The following is a 16,446-nucleotide window of genomic DNA, read 5'->3' as shown; positions in this document are numbered from 1 at the left end:
ATTACATCGTTCCTCTCCTTCTTTGACGGTAAAAGATGAATGCAAAAACTGGTGCACCGATAAATGCCGTAATGACGCCGACTGGTAGTTCCGTTGGCGAGATGATCGTTCGCGCGACGAGGTCGCAAATGATGAGTAGAGATGCGCCGTTCATAAAAGATAATGTTAATAAATGACGATGATCAGTTCCCCACATAAGCCGCGTCATATGCGGGACGACGAGACCGACAAAGCCGATTGTTCCAGATACGGCAACGGCCGAACCGGTTAAAATCGACCCGCCGATTAAGATCATGAATTTCCGGCGTTTTACGTTCACGCCGAGGTGATGCGCACGTTCTTCGCCGAATAGCATGGCATTTAATTCGCGTCGGTTGAACCATAGGATGGCCGATCCAATCAATACGAAAGGAAGAATCATCATGATGTAATTCCAGCCTCGCATCGAAACGCTGCCGAGAAGCCAACCGATAATTTGCCGTAATTCTTCGCCAGTGAGCGCAATCATCAGGGATAAAACCGATCCTAGAAATGAACCGAAAATGATTCCTGTTAAAATGATTGTTTCCATTTTCATGGCTCTGTCGACGAGTCGTGCAAAGCCTAGTACAAGAAACATCGTCAATGCGGCCCCAATCATACTGAAAACAGGAAGCGTGTATGCGCCGAGAACCGGAATTGACAGACCGAAAAAAAGTGTCATCACAGCACCAACCGAGGCGCCGGATGACACTCCGAGTGTGTAAGGATCTGCCAGCGGATTTTTCAAAAGCCCTTGGAAAGCTGCGCCGGCAATAGCCAGTGATGCACCGACAAGTCCTGCCAATAAAACCCTTGGCATGCGGATTTTCCATAGGATGTTTGTCGCGATTTCGTCCGCTCCTCTATTCCAGAAAGTGCTTAGCGGAATATCCACCGTACCGATCGATACACCGAGCCAAATCGCCACAACGAGTGTGGCGATGGATACGATGTAGGCGACGCTTGATTTATTCACCGAAGGCCTCTGGATAAATTGCTTTTGCAAATGCTTCGAGTCCTTCAGCAAGTCGCGGACCTTGGCGACTAGTGATATTTTCATCTACTTGAACGACCGCTTTTTCTTTGATCGCTGTAATTGTGTCGAAGCCATCGCGCGCGTAAACATCTTCAACTGCCGTGTCTATGTAATCGTACATGACGACAATGACATCCGGGTTTCTCTTAATGATTTCTTCTGGATCCATTTGAACCCAACCTTCTTGGTCTGCTGCAACATTTTCTGCACCGACTAAGCCGAGCAATTCTTGTGTAAATGTATTAGCACCTGGTGTGTAAATTTCAGGAGCCGGTGACGTTTCGACAAATACGGTCTTTTTCGCTTTAACATCTTTTACTTTTGCGATGACTTCATCGACTTTTGCTTGCATCTCATTGATGATTTCAGATGCTTCTTTTGTTTTGCCTGTTGCTTTACCGATTGTTTCAATCGTTTCGTAGGTTTCTTCAAAGTTCAACGCATTTTTTACGACAAATACAGAAATTCCTGCATCGCGAATTTGCTGGTACCCTTCTTCAGACATTCCGTATGCTGATTCGTGTCCGAAAACGATATCTGGGTCTAATGCGATAATCGCTTCAACATTAAATTCCATTGCACCGATTTTTTCTTTTTCAGCAGCTTCGGCTGGATAATCATCATAATCACTAACACCGACAACTTCATTTGCTAAATCAAGTCCGAATAAAATCTCTGTGTTGCTTGGAATCATTGAGACAACTTTTGTTGGGGCCTCTTCAATCGTTACTTCATTGCCGACAGCGTCTGTCAGCGTTACTGGGAATTCTGTTTCTTCATTAGCTGCATTTTCTGTATTTGTTTCGTTTTCTTTCGGTTTATCGTCTGCCGCATTTCCTCCGCATGCAGCTAGCAAAAGTACTGCCAATACCGACGTAAGCATTAACTTCAATAGATTCTTCATTCTTTTTCCTCCATTTTTTCCAAATAAAAATCCCCCGTATCGCTACGGAGGAATAAAGTCAGTAAAAATCTAACACCAAAAAGGCAGATTTTCACCAATCCTATTCCTCGTAGGTTTTGGTAGATTTATAAAGGCAGGTCTCCTGGCTCGTGTTCACAGCGTTTCGCGTCTTCCCGGAATTTTCCAGTGACGTTCCTGCGAATTGCTCACACTTACAGTGGCGGGACCGCGTCGGAATTGAACCGACTTCCCTTTTAACCTCGTTCGTTACAGCGAGGCACCTTTATGTTTGGGTATGTTTTTGTATGGTCGATTCTTAGTATACTACAAATTTTAATTGTGTCGAGGACATTGGAACTCATTTCGCGTAGATGATGTACCGATCCGGTGCGCTTCCGATATAGGAAAATGGATAGCAGGTGGATAATGTTAGAATTTCATCTGGTGCTGTTGAACGGATGACTGTTCGGTCGTCGGCGTCGACGATTTCTGTATCGTAAATCGTGTAGACGAATGTGCCGTTTTTCATTTTGACGTGAATTTCATCGCCGTGCTCGAGCTCCCCGTATTGGCGAAATACGGTGTCGCGGTGCCCTGATAATAGGATTTGGTCGTTTTGGCCGGGTAAGGCGGTGCTGCTGAAATGGCCTACGCCTTTGGCTAATTCGTCTTCGTGGGTTCCTTCTATGATTGGGATTTCACGGTCTAGCCGCGGAATGTACAAAATACCGATTGAATCGCCTTCTTTTAAGTCGTCATAAACGGCAGGTTTAGTGTCCTTAGCTGTTAATTCATCGCGCGAGATAACTTCATCGGAGACAAATGCTTTTGCTTCTTTCAACATTTTGTCTTGTTGAAAGTAGGCAACGCTGAATTGAAAGGCTGCGTATAGGCAAATTCCTGCGCCCACGGTTATTAGGATGATTGATATTAGTTTACGCACAGACATTCCCCCCTTGTATTAAGACTGTTGATAGAGTTTCAAACTTTACCGTGTTATAGAAAAATCCATTATTCAAGTATACGTATTGTAAATAGACCGTTGATTTCCGTTGCGGGCGGACGCGTTCCACGGGGCGGGCGGTGAGCCTCCTCGGTCGCTATTGCTCCACTGCGGGGTCTCACCAAAGGAGAAATGAACTTCTTTCTCCATACGTCCCGCTACATCCCGCTGGAGTCGCCGCCCTCCACTCCAATCAACTGCCTTCATCATAAATATGGTGGGGAGATTGAGGAATAACTTACTTTTACATTAGGTAGGAGGAGTTAAAGAAAGAAACTTTAAATTTCAGCTTTCAACAATTGCCCATTTTTATCAAGTAAGACATGAATTCGGTGTCCTCCAAATAGATCTCCATCATCGTACTCCAGATAAATGTTATCAACCTTTATCTCGATTCCCAAAAGAGTAATGGCTTCAGTAAATCGTTCTCTGGTTGTATCATATTCTCCAGCATCCACTTTGTCCCAATCTAAGTTTTCATCGTCTTCATCGTACACAGGCCAGAAATCATTTTTATAATCGAGCAGCTCTTCTGCAATAGACACTTTTACCTTTGTATTAAATTCGTGCCTATTCTTAAATAGGACTTCTGCTCTTTTCATCAATTGATCGGCTTTTTCCATCTGGTCATTCATTTTTAACGACCACGGAACCTTATCTATTTCTAATTCATAGGAGATCAGTTCTTCATTATAAACAAATATTCCAAGCTCTGTACTTTTTAAAATCTTTTCCACATATCCCACTCTTTTTCATTAAGTATAAAGTGCTGTTTTATCATTTTCATAATTAAGTGAGTGATTCACGTGACAATTCAAATTACTCTTGTCAACAAGGAAATCACTACAAGAACGATCCTTAAAAAGACCATTCTAACGACAAACAAAAGACGAATCTCTACAGAAGTGGCACCACAGCATGCCATACTAACTTTTAAATTAAAGGTATCACAATCTTCCCGCACAATCTTCACTTATTGAACTATTTAATTTCAAAAAACCACCACACCAGGGAAACTGTCGTCAACAATTTCTCGGGTGTGGTGGTATTAGTGAGTAATTACATTCTTTCTGGTGCTGATACGCCGATTAGGTTTAGGGCGTTTGCGATGGTTGTGCGTGTTGCTGTGATTAGTGCTAGACGCGCTTCGGATAGTTCGCGGTTTTCAGGGTCCAAGACTTTTTCAGCGTTGTAGAATGAATGGAATGTTGCTGCTAGTTCTTGGATATAAGTTGCAACGCGGTGTGGTGCGCGCATTCTTGCTGCGTCCGCTACTACTTGCGGGAAATCTCCTATTTTCTTCAATAGATCAATTTCACGTTCTGCCGTTAATAATGCAGCGCCGTCTGCTGATGGATTGAGATCCAGTTCTTTTGATTGGCGAAGAATTGAAGAGATTCGCGCGTGTGCGTATTGTGCATAGTACACCGGATTTTCATTGGACTCGGAAACTGCAAGGTCTAGGTCGAAGTCCATTTGTGTGTCTCCAGAACGCATCACGAAGAAATAACGAACGGCATCGAGGCCAACATCTTCGACAAGTTCACGTAGTGTAACGGCTTTACCAGTACGTTTACTCATCATCATGCGCTCGCCGTCTTTATATAGATGCACCATTTGCGCGACGATTACTTCTAATTTATCTTTTCCGTAGCCTAGCGCTTCGATTGCCGCCATCATTCTCGGAATATAGCCGTGGTGGTCTGCTCCCCAAATGTTAATGAGCGTGTCGAATCCGCGTTGGATTTTGTCTTCATGGTAAGCGATATCCGGCGTGATGTACGTGAAGGATCCGTCATTTTTAATTAACACGCGGTCTTTGTCATCGCCGAATGTCGTTGAACGGAACCAAGTCGCGCCGTCTTCTTCAAAGATATGACCGTTCTCTTTCAGTTTGTTCATCGCGCTTTCTATTTTTCCGCTTCCGTATAATGTGGATTCTGAGAACCAGTTATCGAAAGGCACTCGGAAGTTTTCCAAGTCTGTTTTCAACTTTTCAAGTTCATATTTCAAACCGTATTCGCGGAAAAAGTCATAACGTTCTTTTTCAAGCATGTTTTTATATTTGTCGCCGAAGTCTCCAACAAGCTTATTGGCAATATCGATAATATCTTGTCCCTGATAGCCGTCTTCTGGAAGTTCTTTTTCCTCTCCAAGCGCTTGGAAGTAACGTGCTTCAACGGATAGTGCTAGATTGTCGATTTGACTGCCTGCATCGTTGATATAATATTCTCTTTCAACGTTATAGCCCGCAAAGTCTAGTACGTTACAAAGGGAATCTCCGACTGATGCTCCGCGCGCATGACCTAAATGAAGATCGCCTGTCGGATTCGCGGATACGAACTCGACTTGAATTTTCTCCCCGTTGCCTGAATTACTGCGACCGTATGCCGCGCCTTGGTCAAGAACCGTTTTCACGACTTCTTGTAAATAATCTTTTTTCAATGTGATGTTAATAAAACCAGGACCTGCAACATCGATAGACTCGATGGATCCATTTTCTTTGTCGATATGTTCGACGATGGCATCCGCGATTGCACGTGGCGGCTTTTTCGCAATTTTTGTGAGTTGCATCGCGATATTTGTTGCGTAGTCGCCGTTTTCTTTATTTCTAGGCGTTTCCAGCATGACGGATGGTATATTTTCTTCTTCTGTTAGTTTTGCCTGAACGATTGCTTCATGTATGGCTGATTTCACTTTTTGTTGGATTTGCTCGACTGCGTTCATTTTGTTCCCTCCGTATAGGTGATGTTTAATTTGTAAGTTCCTAGAAGTGATCCTTCTGTATGTAATTCATATTGAACTTTGAATTGACCGCCTTTTGATTCCTCAGTAAATTCAAGATGATTTGTTTTCACTTGTAACGGAAATGTTGCGGGTCCGTTGCCGTATTCGCCGACCCTGTTTTGTTCTGTATCAAACGGGAGTCGCATTTTAACCGCGCCGCTTCGCATAATAAGTGCGTCCTGTTCACTTATTTTCAATGTGGTTTGTATGTTTTCACCATTATGATCTTCATCGTATTTCAAATAGAACGTGTTCGCTTTTTCTATTAATCGACCTGTTGCTTGTAATTCATGTGTCTCGATTTCCTGTCCTGGATGCCGGATTGATGAATGAAGCCGAATCCTTACAGGTTGACCTATCTTTTTCGATTCCACCTCGTTCACCTTCTTCGTAAAAATATCCTCTTATTATAGCGTTTTTCTGCGTAATATTCCAATTAAGGCTGTCAATTGTGATAAATAATGCAATTTTTTCCGTTTAATCTATTGATTTGCGTTGCATACTACAAAGAACAACATGGACGGAACGGGGGATATTATGCGACGTACAGTTTATGTGAAAAAGCAAAAAAGACGTATTTTTTGGCGCAGGATTTCTTTGCTCACTTTGACCATGCTTACAGCGATGCTCACATTATATGGTTCACTTCGGCTATATGCGCAAATAGCTGGCGCGCCGTCACTTAGTGTTCCGAAAGCTTCGGTTTTTCTCGATAATAATGATCATCAAATTGGCGATAAGTTTACGGCGGAAAGGCGATATTGGGTTGGTTTGGATGAAATTTCACCATTTTTGCTAGACGCTGTCATTGCAACTGAAGATCGAAATTTTTATGAGCATCACGGATTTGATTACAAACGGATTGCTGGTGCGGTTTTGAAAGATGTAAAAACGAGAAGTATGGCTGAAGGTGCAAGTTCGATTACTCAACAGTATGCCCGAAATCTCTATTTGACACATACAAAAACATGGACGAGAAAGATTAATGAAGCGCTTTATGCTTATCGATTGGAGTTATTTTATGATAAAGATACGATTTTAGAAGGTTATTTGAACACTGTGTATTTCGGCCACGGGATGTACGGCGTGGAAGCGGCAAGTAAGTATTATTTTGGAAAGTCCGCGATAGATTTGACTTTGGAAGAATCAGCAGTCATCACAGCGATTGCGAAAGGGCCTTCGGTTTATTCGCCAGTTGACCATCCTAATAATTCAGAGAAACGGAAAGAACTTATTTTGGCTTTGATGAAAAATCAGGGTTTCATCACGGAAGCCCAGGCGAAACGAGCGATGGAAGTTCCAATTGCGTTGAAGGCAGAAGAATGGATCGACGCCAAGCGGGTTGCTCCTTACTTTTTGGATGAAGTGTGGCGAGAAGCTGAAAGAATCCTGTCAGAGAAAGGTCGCTCCCCCGCTGAAGGCGGATGGACAATTCGAACGACACTCGATCAGCACCACCAGAAAACGGCGGAAGAGGTTATTGCAAAATGGATGCCCGAGAGCGGACTTCAAGTCGGCTTTATCTCCATTGAACCTGAAAGTGGCGCGATTACTTCAATCGTGGGCGGAGTAGATTATAATGAAAGTCCTTTTAATCGGGCAACGCAAGCGAAACGCCAACCTGGCTCCGCGATGAAGCCGATATTATACGCAGCCGCATTGGAAAACGGATTTAATCCGCTGACGTTTATGTTTCCTGAAAAAACGATCTTCACGTACGACGATAAGACCTATGAACCGAAAAACGTGAATGGGAAATTTGCTTCTCATCCAATTTCGCTTGCGCAGGCATTGGCCATTTCTGATAATGTGTACGCGGTTAAGACTTGGAAAGAAGTCGGCGATAAAAACTTTCAAGGCATGGCTAATCGGCTCGGGTTAGATATTGACTTACCTGACGCGCCCGCGACTGCTCTCGGGACGACAGAAGTATCTTTATTGAAGATAACGAATGCTTTCAGTCGGATCGCGGCAAGTGGATTGGATATTGAAGCGACTACGATTAATTCGATTACAGATGCAGAAGGAAAAGTTGTCTATGAAAAACCGACAAAAAAAGTGAAGCGCGTTCTTTCTGAACAAGACGCATTCGTTCTAACGCATATGATGACCGGGATGTTCGATCCTGTTTTCAATGATTATTCTTCGTCGACTGGATTGTCGATGCGCCCCAAAATGACAAGACCGTATGCAGCGAAGTCGGGCACGACACTTTGGGATCAACACCTAGTCGGCTATTCTCCTTCATTGGCTGCCGGGATTTGGACGGGTTATGATGTTGACTTAAGATTGGAAAGTGCGGAAGATAAAGCCGCGTCGAAGAAAATATGGATTGAATTTATGGAAGCGGCGCATAGTGGAAAAACTGCTGAAGCATTTATTCCGCCTGATGGCGTGAACGGCGTTATTATCGATGTTGAAACGGGCGGCCTTGCCGTGACAGAGTGCGAAAAGCAACGGCTGGTCTATGTGAAGGAAAGAGATATGCCGCAAAAGTTATGTACGGATAAATCGTTGCAAGAAAATCGAAATAGTGATGAAGACGGCGGCTTTAATTTATTTCCTTTTTCGTTTTTTGATTGATGTGGGATGGGTGCTGGGGCGCTTTGGTCGTTTAGTTTGCTGTATTGGTCGTTTAGGGGGATGGTTTAGTCGCTTTAAAGTAACTATAGTCGTTTGGAGTGTCGGTTTGGTCGTTTCAAGGTCGACTTTGGTCGTTTCTCAATGATTATTGGTCGGATTGCAAATTAAAAAAGCTTCCTCTCCTTGATATCAAGGGATAGGAAGCTTTTTTTACCGATTAGAACCGCTTACACAAATAGAAAATCAGGCTTGGGTTGGTTTGACGTTCTACATGCATTCGCGGGAACTAAATCGGTAGTCCTAGCTTACATTCGCAAGCTATTAATAAGTGTACTGACTTTTATCCGGACATTCAACTATCCTGACGAAAGTTACTTTAAAAACGTCATATTTCGTTCATAACTTTGTCGATTATACGCGCAACCCATCATGTAATTCAGCGTTGCTGCGATTCCATATTTCTTCGTTATGTTCTTTTAAAAATTCTGCTAGTACGCGTTTGGATGTGTCGTCCATGTCATCGACCATGATTTTCCCTTTCATGGAGCGGTCCATGCGATTCATATGATCCACAAAATTTTTATAACCTCGGCGGATGGAACGATCAATCACCATTTCACATGCCGTCACGCCGGAATAATAAGGGCCTTCTTCTTTATAATCAATGGTCACCCAAATTAGCCAGTACGCTTTTCCGTTTGCGGACTCTTCACGTGTTGGTAAAAATCGAATGCCTCGTTCGAGAGGGCTTCTCGCATGCATTGCGCCAATTTCAATCGTTGCTACTTCTTCTTCAACGTCGATAATGACCGGCGATACATTTTCCAATGACAATGATCCAATTCCGAATCCTTTGTGACCGTCAGTCGGATCATCTTTTATGATTGTAAAACCCATTTTCGGTTTTGGTTTTTGTTCATTTCCCATTTGTTTACCCCTCCAACTCTGATAATATCATTAGTATACTGGATACTTTGAAGGAGGGAAAAGAAAATGCCATATGTAACTGTGAAAATGTTTGAAGGTCGTACTGATGAACAAAAACGTGCGCTATGTGAAAAAGTAACTGAAGCTGTTTCAGAAACGACAGGTGCGCCTGCTGAGAATGTTGTTGTTTTCATTGAAGAAATGTCAAAGAATGATTACGCCGTAGCTGGGAAACGCCCTGTTGATGAGTGATTTATTCATAATATAAAAAAGCTGGCTCCACGACGTTATGTCAATGGTAGCCAGCTTTTTTTAATTCGAAATTAATTCTAGGTCATTTAAAAATACAAATGCGTCTTCAATTTCCGCTTCGGAAAACTTCAATTTGTTTTTGACGACTTGAACTTTTTCAATTTGTTCTTTTTTCTCGAAGTGGTCGAAATATAAAAGGGTTGAGACCAGCTCTAGAAATCTTGAACTTTTCGCTTGCATTTTTTGAATGAAATTCGAAAGGCTGTCGGGAACTTTTTCAGCTGTTTCTAGAAACCGTTGTCCCTCGCCGGATACATCGTATTGGTATTGCACATAGGATCCTTTGTCGATGCGTTGTTCGTTCAGAAAACCCATTTCGCATAATTCTTCCACGCGTAAGGTTAATTCTTCTGAATAGGGTCCATACATATGTAGTTCGAATTTCTCTGAGAAAGGGAAATCCATCTTTTTTGCGATGTAAATCATTTTCTGGAGCTTTTTTCGTCCGGTGACTTCTTCCGCCAATGAAATAAATTGCACGATTTTTGCGTGTTCTTGCAACAAGTTGTCCACCCTTTCTAGTTTTTCAACATCTGTAAAATTTTATGATACAACGGATTGTCTGCTTTCCCCGCTTCTAATAAATCCTCTGGAAAATAAAGTTTGTGATCGGTTCTGCGTTTTCCTGAAATTGCGTCGACGATGTCCGATGAACGAGATATTTCGCTTAATTCGCCGTTTGGCATTTTCAAAAATATTGGAAGTCGTTCATTCTCTTCCCCCGGTCGATAAAAATCATACGGTAAATCTGATGATGAGTCTACCACGAGATAATATTCTGGATCGATTCCCGCTTCTATAAAAAGTTCTTTGATTTCATGCATTTTTTCATATTCAACGGCCGGATTAAATTCAACGTATTGAAAGAGGCGCCGGTTGAGGAAACGATTACTTAAATCGGCGAGTACCTCGTCCGATTCTTTCGTCCACATTTGAAAATAAGTCGTCATCACGCCTTCATCTAGTGCGATATAGTCTTCCAATCGTAATGTTTTATCGAAAAACGTTTGAAAGTGGACAGGCTGTTGCTTGAATTCATAACCAGTTTCATATAAATATTTAGCCCGGTGGAGTATTTTTGTTAAAATAACTTCCGCGCTTCTTGAAACAGGATGAAAATAGACTTGCCAATACATTTGGTAGCGGCTCATGATATAGTCTTCCACCGCATGCATTCCGCTGGATTTCACGACGGCTTGGTCTTCTGACGGACGCATCACGCGCAAAATTCTTTCCATGTCGAAATGACCGTAGGATACGCCTGTAAAATAAGCGTCTCGTTGTAAATAATCCATTCGATCGGCATCGATTTGACTCGAGATTAAACTAACGACTAATTTGTCGGGATATGTTTTTCCGATGACATCGGCAATTTTTTGCGGAAATTCTGGTGATACTTTTCTGAGTACCGCATTCACTTCAGTTTCGCCGAGGATAATTGCTTGCGTGAATTTTTCATGATCGAGATCGAAGACATTTTCAAAGGCGTGTGAATATGGACCATGTCCCAAATCATGTAATAGTGCCGCGCAAAGCGTGACGAGACGTTCTTCATCGTCCCATTCCGGTCGGCCGCTAAAACCGTCGTCTACAATGCGACGAACGATTTCATAGACGCCGAGCGAATGATGAAAACGACTATGTTCGGCCCCGTGGAACACAAGATAGGTTGTCCCTAGTTGTTTGATTCGTCTGAGGCGCTGGAATTCACGTGTTCCGATTACATCCCAGATGACTTTGTCGTTGACATGAATATAGCGATGAACTGGATCTTTAAACACTTTTTCTTCGATTAACTTTTCATTTTTATAGTCCATTTTGCACCTCCGTAACTCCCTAAGTCTATTGTACTCAAAAAATGACGGCTCTGAAAGCGTGAAACGAAATAAGAAACTTTTAAATGCGGATACAATGAATGAATAAAATAGTGATTGGATGTGCACACTATCGATAGAAAGAGATTATGAACATGGCAGGAGGCACTACTATGGTGAAAGTTAGGCAGGATGCTTGGATGGAAGAAAATGATGTTTTATTGGCAGAGACGGTTCTTCGACACGTTCGAGAAGGCAGTACTCAATTAAGCGCCTTTGAAGAAGTCGGCGATGCTTTAAATCGTACGGCAGCTGCTTGCGGATTTAGATGGAACGCAGTGGTTCGACGCGATTATGAAGTAGAGCTCGAGGATGCCAAAAAGGAAAGAAAACAAGCGATTCGTATGCTTGGTAAAGATTTTAAGAGACGCGGTCAACAATTATACACACCTACACAAGGTAGCAACGAGGATAATAGGGTGGCGGTTCCACTATCTGCGTTAACGCTAGATACAGTCATCGCTTACCTTGTCCGCCTTCATCATTCGGGTGCGGGAGATAGCGAATCGTTCCGTTGGAGGCAAACAGCAAAAGCAGCAAATGACACGATTAAACAGCTTGAAAAGGAAATCAACAAGCTTAAAAACGAGAATGAAACGCTTCGCTCTGATTATGAAGCATTTGTTCAAATCATGAACCGCGCTCGCAGACTTGTCACGCTTGACGGCGAAGATGAACGTACCGCGCCTGTTTTCCAAATGGAACAGAACGGAAATCTCGTATCAAAAGAACCACCAATCAGCTTTTGATTGGTGGCTTTTTATTTGCAATTATTTTATAAGCATTTTTTTATTGCGTTCGACGACCCGGTTTAAATAAAATGCGTACATGTCCATTTCATCGTCATGAAAACCGCCTGTCGCAACATTTTCAGCGAGTGAGCGCAATAACATTTGAACACGCATATTTACATCGCTCACTGTCAGTTCGAGATTAAGCAGTTCAGAAAGGGATGCCATTACTTCCGGCTTTATGGTTGGATAGACAAACTTCGTTGCTTGGCCGTTTATCCCCACGTCGTATAGTTCGCGAATTAACTCCGCGCGTTCCCCGCCACTTCCTTCAATACATAAGTACACTTGAACGGCGATTCCTTGGCGAAGTCTCCGTTGTGAAATCCCCGCAAATTTTAATCCATCGATACTAAGATCATAGGAACCCGGACAATAAGATCCGACAATTTCATAGGCTTTAATTCGACCCTCCGCTTCTGGGAATAGCAGTTTTACGAATTCAAGCATAATTTCATAACCTGTCGGAATATCAATCGATGTGTTCTGCTCTGAAAGAATCATCGAGATATTTAAAACCCCATCGTCCAAGACGACTGCTAGACCGCCAGAATTTCGGACGATTGATTGATAACCTGCGTTTTCTAATACTGTAGTGGCTTCCGAAATGTTCGGAAGCCGATGATCCTGAATGCCGAGGACGATTGTTTTATCGTGAACCCACGTTCGAACCGCTGGAATGCTCATCTGTTGTCCGACGAGATGGCAAAGCGTATCATCCGCGGCAAATGATTCGAGCGCGGAACGTTTCTGGGCGCTAATCGATTCGTCCATAAATCGCCATTCGGGGATGCGTAAAAAAGATTCATATGATGACATTATTCATTTCTCCTGATTAAAGACTTTGGGCTGCGGTCAGCAGGCTTAGCTTGTACACGTCATCTGCGGAACAACCGCGTGATAAATCGTTGACAGGTGCGTTCAAGCCTTGTAAAACTGGACCGATTGCTTCGTATCCTCCAAGTCTTTCTGTTAGTTTGTATCCGATGTTCCCTGCTTCAAGTGATGGGAAAACAAATACGTTTGCATCGCCTTGAATCATTGAATCGGGTGCTTTTGTTTTGGCGACTTCTGGTACGTATGCCGCGTCGAACTGAAACTCGCCGTCTATTGTTAGCTCTGGATCGATATCCTTTGCTATTGCCACTGCATCGGCTACTTTTGTTGTTTCGTCTGTCACAGCTGAACCTTTTGTTGAAAATGACAGCATGGCAACACGAGGATTTATTCCAAATGAACGTGCGGTTTTCGCGCTTGCAACTGCGATTTCTGCTAGTTCTTGCGAATTCGGAGCGACTGTGATTGCGCAATCTGCAAAGACGAGTCTTTCTTCGCCTTTCATCATGATGAAGGCGCCGCTTGTTCTTGAGATTCCTGGTTTTGTTCGTATGATTTGTAGCGCTGGTCGAACTGTGTCTGCCGTGGAATGCACTGCACCGCTAACAAGTCCGTCGGCACGTCCTGTATAGACGAGCATTGTACCGAAATAATTCACTGTTTGAAGTAGTTCTCTTGCTTGTTCGACTGTGTTTTTTCCTTGGCGGCGTTCGACGAATTGTTCAACGAGTTCGTCAAAATAGGGTGCTGTAGCGGGGTCAATAATTGAGATGTTTTCTATATTGATGGCTGCTGTAGAAGCGGCATTTTTCACTTCATCTTCATTCCCAAGTAAAATCGGCTTCACAAGTCCTTCGCTTTGTAAGCGTGCTGCCGCTTTTAGTACACGTTCGTCGGTTCCCTCTGGCAATACAATTGTCTTTTGGGTCCCTTTTAAACTTTCTTGAATTTCACTGAATAAATCAGTCATTAATAGTCCACCTTTCAACCTAATCTTATACCTCTAGCATACACGAAATGGCTGCAGGTATACAGCGACACACTCATGACGAATTCATGACAAAACCGTCTGGAGAGTAGTTTTTAATACAAATGTGCTAAACTGATTTGAGTAGCAAAATTCTTTATGAAGGAGTCTGATTTCTTTGAATGAAGCAGCAGTTACGCTCGATGGATGGTACGCATTACACGATCTCCGCACGATGGATTGGTCGTCTTGGAAAACACTTTCCGAGGAAGAACGCCAAACTGTAATTGATGAGTTTCATCAATATCTGGACAAGCTCCAAAAAGCACATGATGAAAAAACAGGCAGTCATGCTTTCTATACAGTTGTTGGGCAAAAAGCAGATTTCATGCTGATGATTTTACGTCCGACAATGGATGAATTACAAGAGCTAGAGGCGGAGTTTAATAAGCTCGCGATTGCGGACTTTACAATTCCGGCGTATTCATACGTTTCGGTTGTTGAATTGTCCAATTATCTTGCAGGCGAGTCGGATGAAGATCCGTATCAAAACCCGTATGTTCGCGGACGTTTGTATCCGGAATTGCCACGCAGTCAGTATATCTGTTTCTACCCGATGGATAAAAAGCGCGATGGCGATGACAACTGGTTCATGCTTGATATGGAGACACGCAGAAAGTTGATGTATGACCACGGTATGATTGGTCGTAGTTATGCTGGGAAGATTAAACAAATCATTTCAGGGTCTGTCGGTTTCGACGATTATGAGTGGGGCGTTACGTTGTTCTCGGATGATGTTCTTCAGTTTAAGAAGATCATTTATGAGATGCGTTTTGATGAGGCGAGCGCGCGTTATGCTGAGTTCGGATCGTTTTTCGTTGGTACGATTTTAGATGGCGATAAGACTACTGAGTTTTTTAAGATTTAATTAAGTAGTTAAAAGACAAAACACAATATAATTTTGCGAGTACTTGAATGATCTTTTATTCAGGTACTCGTTTTTTTATATGGACCGTTGATTTCCGTTGCGGGGGCCGCTTTCCTGCGGGCGAGCGCCGAGCCAATCGAACAACGAAGAGTTCGATTTGTATAATTTTGCGGCCTTTGCAAAATTATACAGCCTGTAAATCTATGTGCTCCCAAACGCTTCGCTTTTCGGTCGCAAAAGCCGTTCTTCGTCACGGCTTTCGCTACGCTCAGTCCAGGGTCTCGGCTGTCTCGCTAATTCCGCGGGAGTCGTCCCCCTCCACTCCAATCGACTAATTTCATTATAAAGGAGTAGTTATGTAGTGTTTTCTTCTAAAAAGTTGTTTGAACATCGGTTTTCTTACGGGTACAAGGTCCCGACTTGCAAGCAAATTCTTTTGAGTGCAAGGAAATGATGGATAAGTGCAAGCAAAACACTGTCAACTGTAAGGAAAGAACGTCGAAGTGCAAGCAAACCTCTTATGAGTGCAAGCAAATTTCCCTTGATGGGCTTCTCAAGTTATTTAGTGTCCAACCACGCTAAAATATCTTTCTTCACGTCATTCTCAACCCAAAACGTCAGCGCTTCTTCCTCCCCTACCCGGTCGACGAGCTGCTCTACATAATCCGTTCCCAACAAATAGCCAAGCCGATTATGACCGAAATAGTTGCCGCCTGATAGACGGAACCACTCTTTTTCTTTGGCCATGTTCCAACCATTGGAAACATCCTCTAAAAAACGTCTTTTCACTTCGGTTTTATTCACTTCATAACACTTTACCCACGAATCACCTTCGTCATCGTATGTAAAATACACGGATTCGTTCAGATCAGGAACGATCTTCTCAGACAGATATGTTGCGGCGCCTTCTGTGTAGAGCGTGGTGAGTCCGTGCATCCAATCGACTGTTGTCCAGTCCATATCTTGATTAGTTGCGAATGAAAAATGGGCGACGTGGCCGATTTCGTGCGCGACGATTACTTTTAGGTGTTCGATGTCGGCAGATAGTTTCTCGACTGCAAAGTAGATTTCACGTTTATTGTCTCGTGTGACGAATGCGTTCGAACCGAATGTGCCGACAATCAGTTTGTAGTGAAGGGCCATGTCTAATTTGAAGGTTTTATTGAACAAAGCTTCAACATCTTTAATAATCGTTGGAAGCTGTTCTGAAATCATACGGATGTCGTCGATTTTGGTTGGATATTTATTTATTGCCATCTGAAGTCGTTCTTCTGTTTTTGGACAATGATTCGGGAAGTATTGCTTGAATATGTCGGGATGTTTGTTTATATACTTCTCTAAATCAGTCATTCTAAAATCTTGGTTTGATTCATATACTACTAAAAAGTCTGGAATGATGTTTTCTATGCGCATTCGAAATCCCCCTTTTCCACAGTTTACCATAGGGGCTCATGCTTTTCTGTCATCTTTATAGCA

The 16,446-nt window shown here is 42.9% G+C and carries 16 protein-coding genes and 1 riboswitch; of the genes, 4 read left to right on the top strand and 12 right to left on the bottom strand.

Translation table 11 applies throughout. From position 1 onward, the window contains the following. Position 1 precedes the first annotated feature (1 nt). The 6 genes from JSQ81_RS15090 to JSQ81_RS15065 all read right to left on the bottom strand — a co-directional run bounded on the left by JSQ81_RS15090 (position 2) and on the right by JSQ81_RS15065 (position 6,125). On the bottom strand, positions 2-997 hold the full coding sequence (locus JSQ81_RS15090) for a FecCD family ABC transporter permease (RefSeq protein WP_212604839.1): 996 nt from the start codon (positions 995-997) through the stop codon (positions 2-4). Then, positions 990-1,961, bottom strand: coding sequence for an ABC transporter substrate-binding protein (locus JSQ81_RS15085; RefSeq protein WP_212604838.1), 972 nt, complete (start codon positions 1,959-1,961; stop codon positions 990-992). Before JSQ81_RS15085 ends, JSQ81_RS15090 begins: the two co-directional genes overlap by 8 nt. 114 nt (positions 1,962-2,075) lie before the next feature. Beyond that, positions 2,076-2,261, bottom strand: a riboswitch (cobalamin riboswitch). A gap of 58 nt (positions 2,262-2,319) precedes the next feature. Then, a complete protein-coding gene (locus JSQ81_RS15080; protein WP_212604837.1) occupies positions 2,320-2,910 on the bottom strand; it encodes a class D sortase in 591 nt (196 codons plus the stop codon). Positions 2,911-3,242: 332 nt separating this feature from the next. Continuing rightward, entirely contained in the window at positions 3,243-3,701 is a 459-nt protein-coding gene (locus JSQ81_RS15075; protein ID WP_212604836.1) for a DUF2262 domain-containing protein, read from the bottom strand. 322 nt (positions 3,702-4,023) lie between these two features. After that, on the bottom strand, positions 4,024-5,691 hold the full coding sequence (argS, locus tag JSQ81_RS15070) for an arginine--tRNA ligase (RefSeq protein ID WP_212604835.1): 1,668 nt from the start codon (positions 5,689-5,691) through the stop codon (positions 4,024-4,026). Beyond that, entirely contained in the window at positions 5,688-6,125 is a 438-nt protein-coding gene (locus tag JSQ81_RS15065) for a YwiB family protein (RefSeq protein ID WP_212604834.1), read from the bottom strand. The genes argS and JSQ81_RS15065 overlap by 4 nt, the downstream gene beginning before the upstream one ends. A 163-nt stretch (positions 6,126-6,288) precedes the next feature. Here JSQ81_RS15065 and JSQ81_RS15060 point away from each other — a divergent pair, with 163 nt between their 5' ends. Next, positions 6,289-8,334, top strand: coding sequence for a transglycosylase domain-containing protein (locus JSQ81_RS15060; RefSeq protein WP_212604833.1), 2,046 nt, complete (start codon positions 6,289-6,291; stop codon positions 8,332-8,334). A 411-nt stretch (positions 8,335-8,745) separates the two neighbouring features. Here JSQ81_RS15060 and JSQ81_RS15055 read toward each other — a convergent pair whose 3' ends face one another. After that, positions 8,746-9,261 (bottom strand): YwhD family protein, encoded by a 516-nt coding sequence (locus JSQ81_RS15055; protein WP_212604832.1) that lies wholly within the window; start codon positions 9,259-9,261, stop codon positions 8,746-8,748. Between the two features lie 66 nt (positions 9,262-9,327). Between JSQ81_RS15055 and JSQ81_RS15050 the strand changes: the two genes are divergently transcribed. Continuing rightward, the gene (locus tag JSQ81_RS15050; RefSeq protein WP_212604831.1) at positions 9,328-9,513 is read left to right on the top strand and encodes a 2-hydroxymuconate tautomerase; all 186 of its coding nucleotides are present in this window, start codon (positions 9,328-9,330) and stop codon (positions 9,511-9,513) included. A 60-nt stretch (positions 9,514-9,573) separates the two neighbouring features. Here the strand turns inward: JSQ81_RS15050 and JSQ81_RS15045 are convergent, their stop codons facing one another. Further along, the gene (locus JSQ81_RS15045) at positions 9,574-10,077 is read right to left on the bottom strand and encodes a YwgA family protein (RefSeq protein WP_212604830.1); all 504 of its coding nucleotides are present in this window, start codon (positions 10,075-10,077) and stop codon (positions 9,574-9,576) included. 14 nt (positions 10,078-10,091) lie between these two features. Then, entirely contained in the window at positions 10,092-11,390 is a 1,299-nt protein-coding gene (locus tag JSQ81_RS15040) for an HD domain-containing protein (protein ID WP_212604829.1), read from the bottom strand. A gap of 170 nt (positions 11,391-11,560) precedes the next feature. Between JSQ81_RS15040 and JSQ81_RS15035 the strand changes: the two genes are divergently transcribed. Further along, entirely contained in the window at positions 11,561-12,196 is a 636-nt protein-coding gene (locus tag JSQ81_RS15035) for an RsfA family transcriptional regulator (RefSeq protein ID WP_212604828.1), read from the top strand. 21 nt (positions 12,197-12,217) lie between these two features. Here JSQ81_RS15035 and JSQ81_RS15030 read toward each other — a convergent pair whose 3' ends face one another. After that, entirely contained in the window at positions 12,218-13,057 is an 840-nt protein-coding gene (locus JSQ81_RS15030) for an octanoyl-[GcvH]:protein N-octanoyltransferase (RefSeq protein ID WP_212604827.1), read from the bottom strand. 16 nt (positions 13,058-13,073) lie between these two features. After that, positions 13,074-14,045 (bottom strand): phosphate acetyltransferase, encoded by a 972-nt coding sequence (gene pta / locus JSQ81_RS15025; RefSeq protein ID WP_212604826.1) that lies wholly within the window; start codon positions 14,043-14,045, stop codon positions 13,074-13,076. A 175-nt stretch (positions 14,046-14,220) separates the two neighbouring features. On the opposite strand from pta, the gene hemQ reads away from it, so the two are divergent. Next, entirely contained in the window at positions 14,221-14,970 is a 750-nt protein-coding gene (gene hemQ / locus JSQ81_RS15020; protein WP_212604825.1) for a hydrogen peroxide-dependent heme synthase, read from the top strand. Between the two features lie 558 nt (positions 14,971-15,528). Here hemQ and JSQ81_RS15015 read toward each other — a convergent pair. Beyond that, entirely contained in the window at positions 15,529-16,383 is an 855-nt protein-coding gene (locus JSQ81_RS15015; protein WP_212604824.1) for an aminopeptidase, read from the bottom strand. Positions 16,384-16,446: the final 63 nt, after the last annotated feature.

Source organism: Sporosarcina sp. Marseille-Q4063 (assembly GCF_018309085.1).
Lineage (GTDB): Bacteria > Bacillota > Bacilli > Bacillales_A > Planococcaceae > Sporosarcina.
The sequence above is the reverse complement of the archived record's forward strand: the minus strand, read 5'-3'. Positions and strand labels throughout refer to the sequence as shown.

What these genes read in the sequence shown, in the direction of transcription:
- JSQ81_RS15060 (WP_212604833.1), top strand. Translation starts at nt 6,289, where the DNA reads ATGCGACGTACAGTTTATGTGAAAAAGCAAAAAAGACGTATTTTTTGG.
- pta (WP_212604826.1), bottom strand. Translation starts at nt 14,045, where the DNA reads ATGACTGATTTATTCAGTGAAATTCAAGAAAGTTTAAAAGGGACCCAA.
- JSQ81_RS15035 (WP_212604828.1), top strand. Translation starts at nt 11,561, where the DNA reads ATGGTGAAAGTTAGGCAGGATGCTTGGATGGAAGAAAATGATGTTTTA.
- JSQ81_RS15085 (WP_212604838.1), bottom strand. Translation starts at nt 1,961, where the DNA reads ATGAAGAATCTATTGAAGTTAATGCTTACGTCGGTATTGGCAGTACTT.
- JSQ81_RS15050 (WP_212604831.1), top strand. Translation starts at nt 9,328, where the DNA reads ATGCCATATGTAACTGTGAAAATGTTTGAAGGTCGTACTGATGAACAA.
- JSQ81_RS15055 (WP_212604832.1), bottom strand. Translation starts at nt 9,261, where the DNA reads ATGGGAAATGAACAAAAACCAAAACCGAAAATGGGTTTTACAATCATA.
- JSQ81_RS15030 (WP_212604827.1), bottom strand. Translation starts at nt 13,057, where the DNA reads ATGTCATCATATGAATCTTTTTTACGCATCCCCGAATGGCGATTTATG.
- JSQ81_RS15040 (WP_212604829.1), bottom strand. Translation starts at nt 11,390, where the DNA reads ATGGACTATAAAAATGAAAAGTTAATCGAAGAAAAAGTGTTTAAAGAT.
- JSQ81_RS15015 (WP_212604824.1), bottom strand. Translation starts at nt 16,383, where the DNA reads ATGCGCATAGAAAACATCATTCCAGACTTTTTAGTAGTATATGAATCA.
- JSQ81_RS15080 (WP_212604837.1), bottom strand. Translation starts at nt 2,910, where the DNA reads ATGTCTGTGCGTAAACTAATATCAATCATCCTAATAACCGTGGGCGCA.
- argS (WP_212604835.1), bottom strand. Translation starts at nt 5,691, where the DNA reads ATGAACGCAGTCGAGCAAATCCAACAAAAAGTGAAATCAGCCATACAT.